Source organism: Parasphingopyxis sp. (assembly GCF_028279465.1).
Classification (GTDB): domain Bacteria; phylum Pseudomonadota; class Alphaproteobacteria; order Sphingomonadales; family Sphingomonadaceae; genus Parasphingopyxis.
Map to the genome: position 1 here is coordinate 483,814 of NZ_JANQNS010000015.1, position 11,363 is coordinate 495,176.

General features: G+C 61.6%; 10 protein-coding genes. 4 read left to right on the forward strand and 6 right to left on the reverse strand.

Going from position 1 to position 11,363, the window contains the following annotated elements; all coding sequences use genetic code 11:
• Positions 1–6 precede the first annotated feature (6 nt).
• From Q0974_RS11915 to Q0974_RS11925, 3 genes are read right to left on the reverse strand one after another with little or no spacing between them, the layout of a single operon-like run.
• Positions 7–660, reverse strand: a complete 654-nt coding sequence (locus Q0974_RS11915; RefSeq protein WP_299327852.1) for a TadE family protein — start codon at positions 658–660, stop codon at positions 7–9.
• Entirely contained in the window at positions 660–1,277 is a 618-nt protein-coding gene (locus Q0974_RS11920) for a TadE/TadG family type IV pilus assembly protein (RefSeq protein WP_299327854.1), read from the reverse strand. Before Q0974_RS11920 ends, Q0974_RS11915 begins: the two co-directional genes overlap by 1 nt.
• Positions 1,274–2,857, reverse strand: coding sequence for a pilus assembly protein TadG-related protein (locus tag Q0974_RS11925; RefSeq protein ID WP_366943597.1), 1,584 nt, complete (start codon positions 2,855–2,857; stop codon positions 1,274–1,276). Before Q0974_RS11925 ends, Q0974_RS11920 begins: the two co-directional genes overlap by 4 nt.
• A 99-nt stretch (positions 2,858–2,956) precedes the next feature.
• Here Q0974_RS11925 and Q0974_RS11930 point away from each other — a divergent pair, with 99 nt between their 5' ends.
• From Q0974_RS11930 to Q0974_RS11940, 3 genes are all read left to right on the forward strand, one after another.
• Positions 2,957–3,604, forward strand: a complete 648-nt coding sequence (locus Q0974_RS11930) for a squalene/phytoene synthase family protein (protein WP_299327859.1) — start codon at positions 2,957–2,959, stop codon at positions 3,602–3,604.
• Between the two features lie 56 nt (positions 3,605–3,660).
• Complete coding sequence (locus Q0974_RS11935; RefSeq protein ID WP_299327861.1) at positions 3,661–4,128, forward strand: EF-hand domain-containing protein; 468 nt, start codon at positions 3,661–3,663, stop codon at positions 4,126–4,128.
• Positions 4,129–4,281: 153 nt separating this feature from the next.
• Positions 4,282–5,469 carry a M20/M25/M40 family metallo-hydrolase gene (locus Q0974_RS11940; protein ID WP_299327863.1) on the forward strand — a complete coding sequence of 396 codons (1,188 nt, stop codon included), beginning with the start codon at positions 4,282–4,284 and terminating at the stop codon, positions 5,467–5,469.
• On the opposite strand, the gene trmFO is transcribed toward Q0974_RS11940, so the two are convergent.
• Positions 5,466–6,845 carry a methylenetetrahydrofolate--tRNA-(uracil(54)-C(5))-methyltransferase (FADH(2)-oxidizing) TrmFO gene (gene trmFO, locus Q0974_RS11945; RefSeq protein WP_299327865.1) on the reverse strand — a complete coding sequence of 460 codons (1,380 nt, stop codon included), beginning with the start codon at positions 6,843–6,845 and terminating at the stop codon, positions 5,466–5,468. The genes Q0974_RS11940 and trmFO overlap by 4 nt on opposite strands.
• Before the next feature lie 101 nt (positions 6,846–6,946).
• On the opposite strand from trmFO, the gene Q0974_RS11950 reads away from it, so the two are divergent.
• Entirely contained in the window at positions 6,947–7,612 is a 666-nt protein-coding gene (locus Q0974_RS11950; protein ID WP_299327867.1) for a lysoplasmalogenase, read from the forward strand.
• Between the two features lie 10 nt (positions 7,613–7,622).
• Here the strand turns inward: Q0974_RS11950 and Q0974_RS11955 are convergent, their stop codons facing one another.
• Together Q0974_RS11955 and gyrA are read right to left on the reverse strand one after the other, a co-directional pair.
• Positions 7,623–8,468 carry a TauD/TfdA family dioxygenase gene (locus Q0974_RS11955; protein WP_299327869.1) on the reverse strand — a complete coding sequence of 282 codons (846 nt, stop codon included), beginning with the start codon at positions 8,466–8,468 and terminating at the stop codon, positions 7,623–7,625.
• A gap of 105 nt (positions 8,469–8,573) precedes the next feature.
• Positions 8,574–11,261, reverse strand: coding sequence for a DNA gyrase subunit A (gene gyrA / locus Q0974_RS11960; protein ID WP_299328515.1), 2,688 nt, complete (start codon positions 11,259–11,261; stop codon positions 8,574–8,576).
• Between the last annotated feature and the right edge of the window lie 102 nt (positions 11,262–11,363).

Consider the following 11,363-nt stretch of genomic DNA (forward strand, 5'->3'; position numbering starts at 1 on the left):
GAGACGTCAGCAGCTGTTGACCGTCAGCGATTGCGTGTTCGAAATGTCCTGATTGGTCCGGTCGCGCACGTTGAATGCGCTTTCGTAGCGGATCTGCCGCGAACCGAGGATATTCATGTTCGGGATTAGCGGCTGATATTCGTACGTCACTTCGACGAACATCACGGCCGTTCCGTCGGCTGCCGCAATTTCGCTGCCTGCGGGTCCCATACCATTGGCGAGAGTTGCATTGGTACGGCCCTTGCCTTCGAGTCCATAGGACGGCGTCACCGAGGTCAGCTGACCCATGCAGCGTTGCCAATTGATCATCTGGCCTTCGTTCGCGCCGGTCTGGTTGTTCGGCTGCAGCGAGGAGAGGACGACCCGGCCATTCGGCTCGAAATCGATCGCTTGGCCGACGAGACCTGCGCCCGCGAACACCTCGTAAATATTGGCTTCGTCTATCGCCGTATCGACACGACCGGCATTATCCGCGACGGTCATCGCGATCTGGCTGACGCGCAGATGCGCGAGCGCAAAATTGGCCGTTTCCAGCCCGCCGAAAATCAGTGCGAGCACGATCGGCAGCGAGAAGGCGAATTCAACAAGAGCGATGCCCTTGCTGTCCTTCTTCAGCCGGCGATAGGCGGCGATCCGTTTGATGAACTTTCTGCTGGTCATTAGACACACACCGTTGGTGGCGGATTCTGGTCGTCATAGGGCTGGTTGCGGACTGCCGTACGGGCATTGATCGTATAGTTGTCCGATATGCCGATCAGGCTGGCCATCGGAACGATCCGCGGCATCGTAACGGTTACCTCGTAGAAAACGACATCGTCGGCGCCGCCCTGACCGGCCGCACCGGCATCGACGTCGAAAGCACCGTTTCGGTTGATGTCTTCAAAGCAATCTCCGGCGTCATACTCGCCATTATCGTTATGATCGGTCAGCAGCTTCTCCGCATTGCCGACGCCGGAAAACTCGTAGAAGCTCGTCTGCTCGATCGTGAACGTCGCGTTGCGCGCGATATTGTTCACGCGATCCTTGATGGCGTTTTCGATACGCTCCTCGGTCGTGCTGCCCGCATAGCCGCTGAAATCAGGTGTCTCGACGACCGCAGTGCGCGCGACATCGTTGAGCACGCCCTGAAGCTGCGCCCGGACATAGCTTTGATAGCCGAGGTCGAAGGCGCCGAGCAGCACGATCATCAGGGGGACGACCAGCAAACCGAACTCGGTCGCCGCCATGCCGCGTTCGTCGCGGGAAAGCCTGCGCGATAAGGTCTTGCCAATCCTCATTGGGTCAACCTCAAGCGGCCGATGCCTGCGCCGATCCGTTCGAACACGTCTTCGAGATCCGTGCCGTCGGTGATGAAGAAGTGGCCGGAACTTGTGGCGCAGGGTTCGACTTCATCCGTATCGACATTGTCGAAGGCGATGATCCAGATCGTCATGCCCATATTCTTGGCCGCGCTGCACGCCGAGAGGAAACGCGCGATATGCCGGCTTTCCTGGCCGCCGGTACCGGTGAGGCGATTGTTGAAATTCCAGTTGCCATAACCGGTGTAATCATTGCCGGTCGGCACAAGGTCACCGTCGGTCAGGAAGACGATATGTTTGGAAACCGGAATTCCATTATACATGGTTGGGTTGCGCGACGCGTTTATGCCGGTCGACGACAAGAGCCGGGCGGCCCAGATCAGGCCGAGGTCGTGATAAGTGTTACCATTGACGATCGCTGTCGCGTCGTTGACCGCGGTCTGATAGGCCGTTTCATTGCCATAGACGGACAAACGCGAGGCCGGCGCCGGGCAATAGCCATCGTCATCATAGTCGTTCTCGTCCGGATCCCAGCGGCCATATTGGCGGTCGACGTCGTTGCCGCGTTGCGCGATCAGGTCGATATCGTCTTGGGTTACGGTCAGGCTAATGTCGAAATCGCCATTGTTATAGGAATTGCCGATCGTTGGGCGTTCCTCGACACAGGCGCTGCCGCTTTCGCGCCAAGCGCGGATGCGCTGACTCTTGTTTGCGCCTTCACTGAACCACTCGGTGGCGTTGATGTCGACGCCGATATATTCCTCAGTGCCGTCTCCATCGGGATCCTGCGGATAGAAGCTCCTCCGCAAGATATCCCGCGTCCGCAGAATGCCGCCGACATTCACGTTCATGGAATAGGGTACGAACCCGTATCGCGTCCGCGTATTGGGCGTGCCGTCAAGCGCCCGGTAAAGGCCCATCGCGCCTGTTCTCAACCGGCTGATTTTCGATGCGCCACCGCCGCTCGGTGCGCTGTTCATCGAGCCGGTAACGTCGAGCACGACCATGATGTCGTTATTGCCGAAGTCCTGGTCGGCGTTGCACGACACGCTGATCCCGATCGTGTCCTTGCCGAACAGCCCCATAACCGATGTCGGTATGTCCGCGCTGGCCGCAACTTCGATGATCGACCGGTCGGTATTGTTACGCGAAACGGTCCGCGTAACATTCTGTGCGTTCATTGTGGTCGATGGAAAGTTGAAGTCGAAAAACCGTTCGCCTTCGTCCCGTACGTCCGCGTCGAAGACCGTGCCGGACATCGAACGTCGCGCCGCCAGAGCCGCGGCGTCGCATGCATTTTGCAGCTTGGCCTGCGCCATATAGGCGCGGCTCATATCGAGGCCGGAACCGATCATGCCCGCGATCGGCACGAGCGCCGCGGCGGCCATGGCCAAGGTGTTGCCGCGCGCGTCGGTCCGCAGACACGACAGAAAAGAAACGACGCCAGCGAATCGGCGCGACCCATTCTCTTTCGACGACTTAAGCATATCTTTCCCCTGCCTTTTTTCGGCATTACGATCTCTGACGGGTGGAACGCGCATCGGGCGCATCTCACCCATTCGGGTGGCTTATGAACGGACAAACTTAAGCGGACCTCACCGGGCAGGGTTAACGCAATCTTTGCCATGACCGCTGGCCGCTCTAGGAACGAGATCATCGTGGAACGTCTTGCCGACCCCGAACGCGAACTCGCGCTGAGCTATGCACGGCGGCCTGCCCGCGACCATCTGCGGGCTCTATGGCTTGTCGACGAGAAGTTCGGTGGAATCGTTGCCGGAACGACCGATCCGACTATCGGCGAGATGCGCCTCCTCTGGTGGCGGGAAGCGCTGACAACAGCGGCGAACGAAGACCGCGCCGAACCCTTGCTCGAACATGTCAAAGGCGTGCTCGCCGAGAGTGGCGGCGAATGGGGCGCAATGGCCGAAGGCTGGCACGCCCTGCTGCAGGAGCCGCTGGGCGATGCGGAGTTGGATCGTTTCGCGAATGAGCGCGGGAGCAGGTTGTTCAGGCTATCCGCCCAGCTACTGACCGATGACGTGCCGCCATGGATAGAGGCGCAGGGCAGGGGATGGGCGCTCACCGATCTTGCCTATCGTATCAGCGATCCCGGGATAAGCGATCTGGCCCGCTCCAAGGCCCGAGATGTGCTCGCCGGAGCGGAAAGTCGGCGATGGGCGCGACCTTTACGTGCGCTGGGTGCATTGGCCGTGCTGGCGGATCGCGACGCTCGAGCGAGCGAGCGAAGTCAGGGCGCTCCAAGTCGCGTCGCCCGTATGGCATGGCATCGGCTGACGGGCCGCTAAACGATATTGGTCTGCTGAACCGAAGGCGTTAGACATGGAGGTCGGGAGGACGACAAATGGGGCGATATATTGCAGGCGCTGTTTCGGCGATGCTGTTGATCGCCGCTGGACTGTTTATCTGGGAGACGGTCGCGCGGCAGGATGAACCGCCGCCGCCTGCGCCACCCCCGCCGGCTGTCGAGTCCCCCGATCCGATGGAGGCGCCCGAGCCCGCCGGCATGGGCCCGCCGCCGCCCGAAGCCACGGAACTCACCCGCGAGCAGCGCCGCTTCGGCCGCTATGACCGGGACCGCGACGGCATCATTACACGGGTCGAGATGATGAGCAGCCGGACGAATAGTTTTCGCCAGCTCGACACGAACGGCGACAATTATCTGACATTCGAAGAATGGGCGGTGCGGACGAGCGAGCGCTTCGCCGGTGCCGATGCCGATGGGTCTGGCACGCTCACACCGGAAGAGTTTGCAACGACGCGGCAACGGCGCTCTTCATCCTCCTCTTCCCGCTCGCGCTGTAATTGTTGAGTTGACGCGACCGGCTGCGGACGGAACAGTCCGCTGATGCACACAGGCCTCTTATCGATCGCCGCGCTGGTCGCGCTTCCCGTCTCCACGGCTGTGGCCGCGCAAGATTCTGCAGGATTCGCCTCAATCGATCATGAGGCTGAGATCGCTTCCATGCGTGAGGATCCGCGGATCGTGGCGGCCTATGCGCATATCGCCGGGACCCACGAATCTCGGTTGGCCGATATGGTGACGCTCAACGAGGTGCCCGCGCCACCGTTCGGCGAGGAAGCGCGGGCAGTCGTCTTTGCCGAGATGATGCGGGAGACGGGCTTTGGCGAGGTGGTGATCGACGCAGTCGGCAATGTCGTGGCAACCCGCGCAGGTACGGGTGATGGCCGATCGGTGATGGTCGCGGCGCATCTCGATACGGTGTTTCCGATCGAAACCGATGTCACGGTGCGGATCGAGGGCAACCGCTACACGGCACCGGGCATCGGCGACAATACGCGCGGCGCCATCATGCTGCTGCAGTTCGCATCGGCGATCGCGGAAGCCGATATCCAGACAGACGGTGACGTTATTCTGGTCGGCAATATCGGCGAGGAAGGGCTCGGCGATCTGCGCGGCGTGCGGCACTTGTTTCGCGAAGGGGCCGATCGTCCCGATTCTTTCATCGCGATCGACGGCGGAAATGAAACGCGGCTCGTGACCAGCGCCGTGGGGTCGAACCGCTATCGTGTGACATTCAACGGCCCGGGTGGGCATAGCTGGGGCAATTTCGGCGACGCCAACCCACATCATGCGGCCGCGCGCGCGATCACACGCTTCATTAACGCCGCCCACCCGATTACGCAGGAGGGACCGCGATCCAGCTACAGTATCGGCCGGACAGGCGGGGGAACATCGGTCAACTCGATTGCGTTTGAAAGCTGGTTCGAAGTCGATATGCGCTCGGGCGATCCCGCGAAGATCGAGGCACTGGATGCGGCGTTCCACCAGGCCATGGCTGATGGTTTGGAGGCCGAGAATGCGGTGCGCGGTGGTGGCGAATTGCTGACCGTCGAGATTGAGTCCATCGGCCGCCGCCCGGCGGGTCGCGGCAGTCTCAATACGTCGCTGGTCCGGCGTGCGGGCATTCTCTACGCGGCCGAGGGCATCCGGCCCAGTTTTGTTGCGTCGTCAACCGATTCCAATATCCCGATTTCCCTCGGCATTCCGGCCATTACCATCTCCCGGTGCGGGAACAGCCAACGCGCCCATTCACTCGACGAATATTGGGAGGATGACGGCAACGTTCCGCTCTGTACGATGCGCGGGCTAATGCTGGTACTGGCCGAGGCAGGCCTCACCGAAAACTAGGCGGCCTTACGCTCCATATCGCCGCGCCACTCCGCCATGGCGGCCCGCGCCCGCGCCGTCATCGCTTCCTTGCGCTGTTTCTTGTGGACACGCTCGGCGAGCGGGGGAAACAGGCCGAAATTGATGTTCATCGGCTGATAGTCGCGCGCATCCGCGCCGCCCGTGATATGGCCAATCAGCGCACCCAGGGCGGTTTCCGGCGGCGGAGAGGGCAATGTTTCGCCCCGCAGTTCCGCTGCCGCAAAGCGCCCCACCATCAGGCCGACGGCTGAGCTTTCGACATAGCCTTCGCAGCCCGTGATCTGTCCGGCGAACCGGATATGCGGTGCGCTCTTCAGGCGCATCTGGCTGTCGAGCAGCTTGGGCGAATTGATGAAGGTGTTGCGATGCAGTCCGCCAAGCCGCGCGAATTCGGCCTTTTCGAGCCCCGGTATCGTCCGGAGTAACTCGACCTGTGCGCCATATTTGAGCTTCGTCTGAAAGCCGACCATATTCCATAGCGTGCCCAGCGCATTATCCTGCCGAAGCTGCACGACCGCATAGGGCCAGCGACCGTCTGGGAACTCGGGCGTCGCCATGTGCGGATTATCGAGCCCGACCGGCTTCATCGGCCCATAGCGCAGCGTATCGACGCCGCGCTCGGCCATCACCTCGATCGGCATGCAGCCCTCGAAATAGGGCGTATCCTTTTCCCAGTCCCGAAACTCGGTCTTCTCGCCATCGATCAGGCCTTGATGGAAAGCCAGATACTGGTCCCTGTCCATCGGGCAGTTGATATAATCGCCATCGTCGCTCTCGCCCTTACCCCAGCGCGAGGCCATCCAGGCGATATCCATATCGATGCTGTCCCTGTGGACGATTGGCGCGATGGCATCGAAAAAAGCGAGCGCATCATCACCGGTCGCCGCGCCAATACTCTCGGCCAGTGAGAGGGCGGTCAGCGGCCCGGTCGCGACGATGGTCAGGCCGCTCTCGGGCAGGCTGTCGATCCGTTCGCGGACGATCTCGATATTGGGATGCTCAGCCAGCGCCTGCGTCACCGCATCCGAAAAACCATCACGATCCACGGCGAGCGCCGATCCGGCCGGCACTTTGTGTGTATCGCCGCAACGCATGATCAGCGAGCCGAGATCGCGCATCTCCTGATGCAGCAACCCGACCGCATTGCGTTCGGCATCGTCGGATCGGAAACTGTTCGAACAGACGAGCTCCGCCAGCCCGTCCGTCTGATGCGCCGGCGTCATGTCGCCCCCATTTTTAACAGAGGCGCCGCGCATTTCGGAAAGACGGACCTTCACGCCCTGTTCGGCGAGCTGCCAAGCAGCTTCCGATCCGGCGAGCCCTCCGCCGATGATGTGGATTTGGTAGTCGCTCATTGTCTTGAGTTCGCTAAGTTCCCAGGGTTGATCGGGTTGCCTTGCGCCACCCTGATCGATTGTTACAACATCATAGCGCGAATAGGGGGCCGTAGGACAGCATGACAGAAGAATCATCCGCAAAAGCGGGCGGTCTCGTCCTGCTGCTCGCGCTGTTTGCGGGCCTCAGCTACTATCTGGCCGCGCAATTTATGGAGCCCTCCGCGCTGCTTATCGCTTGGAAAGGGGTGGGCGTCGGCCTGCTAGCGATTTGGGCGGCGATGCAGGCCCGCAGTGTCGATGGCTGGCTGATCGCTTGGGTTTTGGGGTTTGGCGCGACCGGCGATATCGCGATCGAGGCCTTGGGCATGTTTGAGGGAGGCGCGGCGTTCATGGTCGGGCATCTGATCGCGATTACGCTCTTCTTCCGCAATCGCCGTGCAGAGACGAGCCTGAGCCAGAAGGCGCTGGCGGTGCTGCTCGTCCCTGCGGTTATCTGGATATCCTGGATGCTGCCGGGCGACAGAAGCATGGCCACCGATATCGCGCTCTATGCAACGCCGCTGGCCTTTATGGCGGCGCTCGCCTGGCTCAGCCGCTTTTCACGTTATCTGACGGGCATCGGCGCTCTGCTGTTCGTCATCTCCGATCTGCTGATCTTCGCGCGGATGGGGCCGCTGGCGAATTCCCTGATTCCAGACCTCTTGATCTGGCCGCTCTATTTCACCGGGCAGGCGATGATCGCGATTGGCGTGGTGCGTACGCTCGCGGCAGACCGCGCGCAGTAATCAGCGGCCCTTAACTCGGCCGATAGGCGCCGATGGTCGTCCGGTGCAGCAGCCTGTCATGGCCCTCATAACCACCGGTCGCCTTGTGCAGGACCGAGCGATTGTCCCACATGACCAGCATGCCCGGTGCCCATTTGTGGCGATAGACGAACTGGTCCTGCGTCTGCCACGCATATAGCTCCATCAGCAGGGGCAGCGCTTCGCCTTCGTCCATGCCGTCGATCCCGGCGATATAGCCGACCGTTCCGAAAATGCCGGGCCGTCCGGTTTCGGGGTGATTGCGGATGATCGGATGAAGCCGGGTCTCCTTCGCCTCCTCGGAGGGGCGAATATCCATCGACCGGCCTTCATCCTTTTCGCCGTACATGCCTTCGGGTGCATAGGCATTCTTCGCAGAATGGACTGCCTGCTTGCCATTCAGCCGGGCGCGCAGCTCGTCCGGCATCGCATCGAGTGCGGCATGCTGGTTCGCGAACAGCGTATCGCCGCCCGATGGCGGGATCGTGATACCGAAGAGACAGGTGCCGGCGGGCGGATGTTCCTGGAAACTCCAGTCGGTATGCCAGTTCTCAGCGAACAGCGGCGCGGTCTCGGCGGCGTCGCGCTGGATAGCGATCACATGCTCGCGGCCCGGTATCGGCGCGATGAAGGGATCGTCTCCGAACGGCCCGAAATAGAGCGTGAACCGTTCGAGATCGTCGTCGCTGAGCGTCTGGTCGGGGAAGCTCAGGACATGATGTTCGAGCCAGGCGGCGCGGATACCAGCGATGATGGTGTCGGATAACGGCTGCGACAGGTCGATGCCGGTGATTGTGGCGCCGCAGGTTTGGCTGGAAGGCGTAATGTCGATGCGCATGCCACACCCTATACCGTTAGTCCTGAGCTTGTCGAAGGACGTCTATCGGCGGAGAAACGGGCTTCGACAGGCTCAGCCCTAACGGTATTGGATAAAGCGCGGTATTTATTCCTTGCTCTCGCCGCCCATCTCCGCCGCCACGGCTTCCTCTGCCGCATCCTCCGGAGCTTCCTCTTCGTCGATCAGCGCGACGCCGACCACCTTCTCCCCCTCGGCGACGTCAAGCAGCGTCACGCCCGCCGTGCTGCGGCCCATGACGCGGACATCGCTGACATTCATCCGGATGAGCTTGCCCTGATCGGTGATCAGCATGACCTGGCTGTCGTTGCTCGCCGGAAAGCTCGCCACGACTTTGCCGTTGCGCTTGATGTTGTCGATATTGACGACGCCCTGGCCGCCGCGCTTGGTCAGGCGATACTCATAGGCGCTAGACCGCTTGCCATAGCCATTCGCGCAGACTGTGAGGATAAACTCTTCGGCCGCGATCATCTTGTCCATGATTTCGGGCTGCAGTTCGGGTTCGTTATCGTTATCCTTCCAGGGCGCGGCCTTCAGATAGGCGTCGCGCTCCTCGATCTCGGTGCCCGTCGCACCCATTACCGAGAGCGAGATAACCGCATCGTCGTCCTTGAGCGTAACACCGCGCACGCCGATGGCAGTGCGGCTCGCAAAGGCGCGGACATCGGTGGCGGAGAAGCGGATCGCCTTGCCGTTGCGCGTTGCGAGCAGCACATCGTCGCTCTCCTGCAGCAAAGCAACACCGATCAGCTTGTCTTCGCTATCCTCGGTAAAGCGCATGGCGATCTTGCCGTTCGACGGGATATTCTCGAACGCATCCATCGAATTACGCCGCACGCTGCCTTGCGCTGTGGCGAACATCACATGCAGGCTCGCCCATTCGGCCTCGTCTTCCGGCAGTGGGAGGACCGTGCGGATGAACTCGTCCTCGGCCAGCGGCAGCAGGTTCTGCATCGGCCGGCCCTTGGTCTGTGGTCCGCCCTCGGGCAGTTTCCAGACCTTCATCCGGTAGACTTGTCCCTTGTTCGAGAAGAAGAGCACGGGCGTGTGCGTCGAGGTGACGAACAGCCGGGTGACGACATCCTCTTCCTTCGTCGCCATGCCGGCCCGGCCCTTGCCGCCGCGGCGCTGCGCGCGGAAGGTCGCCAGAGGCGTGCGCTTGATATAGCCCGAATGGGTGACGGTCACGACCATCTCTTCGCGGGCGATCAGGTCCTCGTCCTCGATATCGAAATCGCCGGCCGTGATCTCGGAGACGCGCGGCGTTGCATATTGCTCGCTGATCTCGTCGAATTCGGCGCGCATGACAGCGTAGAGCTTCGCGCGGTCGCCGAGAATATCGAGCAGCTCGGCGATCTTTTCGGCCAGCTCCTTGAGCTCCGCGCCGATCTCGTCGCGGCCAAGCGCCGTCAGCCGATGGAGACGCAATTCGAGGATCGCGCGGACCTGTGCGTCGGAAAGCTTGTATGTATCGCCCTCGATTGCCGTTTCTACGGCTTCAACTAGCTGGATATAAGGCCGGATTTCGGCGATCGGCCATTCGCGCGCGAGCAGAGCGGCGCGGGCCTCGGCCGGGTTCGCCGATCCGCGGATTATCCGCACCACCTCGTCGAGATTGGTGACGGCGACGACAAGGCCGAGCAACAGATGCGCGCGCTCGCGCGCTTTCAGGAGCTCATATTTGGAGCGCCGCGTGATGACCTCTTCGCGGAACTGGATAAAGGCCTGGATGATATCGCGCAGCGTCAGCGTTTCCGGCCGCCCGCCCCGGATCGCTAGCATGTTCGCCGGGAAGCTCGATTGTGCGGGCGTGTGGCGCCAGAGCTGATTGAGTACGACATCGGGCGTTGCGCTCTTTTTCAGCTCGATGACAACGCGCACGCCGTCGCGGTTCGATTCGTCACGTATGTCTGAAACGCCCTCGATCCGTTCGTCCTTGGCGGCCTCGGCGATCTTCTCGACCAGCGCCGACTTGCCGACCTGATAGGGAATAGCGGTCAGTATGATGGCGCGTTTGTCGCCGGCCTTTTCCTCGATCTCGTGGCGAGACCGCATGATGATCGAGCCGCGGCCTGTCTCATATGCTGCCCGCGCGCCCGAGCGGCCTAGGATCAGCGGCGCGGTCGGGAAGTCGGGCGCCGGCACGATCTCCATCAGCTCGGCATTGGTGATCGCCGGATTGTCGATAAAGGCGCGGCAGGCGTCGAGCACCTCGCCGAGATTATGCGGTGGGATATTGGTCGCCATGCCGACCGCAATGCCGCCCGCGCCATTGACGAGGATGTTGGGGAAGCGCGCCGGTAGAACCTGAGGCTCTTCGGTCGAACCATCATAGTTCGGGATGAAATCGACCGTATCCTTGTCGAGATCGTCGAGCAGCGTCATCGCGACCTTGTTGAGCCGCGCCTCGGTGTAGCGCATCGAGGCGGGCGGATCGGGGTCCATCGAGCCGAAATTGCCCTGACCGTCGACAAGCGGCACGCGCAATGACCAGTCCTGCGTCATCCGGGCGAGCGCATCGTAGATCGCACTGTCGCCATGCGGGTGGTAGTTGCCCATCACATCGCCGACTATCTTCGCCGACTTGCGATAGGGTCGACCGGCGACGAATCCGCCTTCCTGACAGGCATAGAGGATGCGGCGATGCACGGGCTTCAGGCCGTCCCGAACGTCGGGCAGGGCGCGCGCCACGATCACCGACATCGCATAGTCGAGATAGCTCGACTTCATCTCGTCGACGATGTTGATCGGGCTGATGTCCGACGGGTTCGCCATGGTCGTCTGGTCGTCGCTCAAAGCGTCACTTTCCGTTGTGAAATATCTGTGAAAAGCCTAGCAAAACTGCGGGAATTAGGCGAGCCGAAAGCCCGATTTATC

Coding starts and splice junctions, on each gene's coding strand:
- Q0974_RS11915 (WP_299327852.1), bottom strand. CDS start 660: ATGACCAGCAGAAAGTTCATCAAACGGATCGCCGCCTATCGCCGGCTG.
- Q0974_RS11920 (WP_299327854.1), bottom strand. CDS start 1,277: ATGAGGATTGGCAAGACCTTATCGCGCAGGCTTTCCCGCGACGAACGC.
- Q0974_RS11925 (WP_366943597.1), bottom strand. CDS start 2,857: ATGGGTGAGATGCGCCCGATGCGCGTTCCACCCGTCAGAGATCGTAAT.
- Q0974_RS11935 (WP_299327861.1), top strand. CDS start 3,661: ATGGGGCGATATATTGCAGGCGCTGTTTCGGCGATGCTGTTGATCGCC.
- Q0974_RS11940 (WP_299327863.1), top strand. CDS start 4,282: ATGCGTGAGGATCCGCGGATCGTGGCGGCCTATGCGCATATCGCCGGG.
- trmFO (WP_299327865.1), bottom strand. CDS start 6,845: ATGAGCGACTACCAAATCCACATCATCGGCGGAGGGCTCGCCGGATCG.
- Q0974_RS11950 (WP_299327867.1), top strand. CDS start 6,947: ATGACAGAAGAATCATCCGCAAAAGCGGGCGGTCTCGTCCTGCTGCTC.
- Q0974_RS11955 (WP_299327869.1), bottom strand. CDS start 8,468: ATGCGCATCGACATTACGCCTTCCAGCCAAACCTGCGGCGCCACAATC.
- gyrA (WP_299328515.1), bottom strand. CDS start 11,261: ATGGCGAACCCGTCGGACATCAGCCCGATCAACATCGTCGACGAGATG.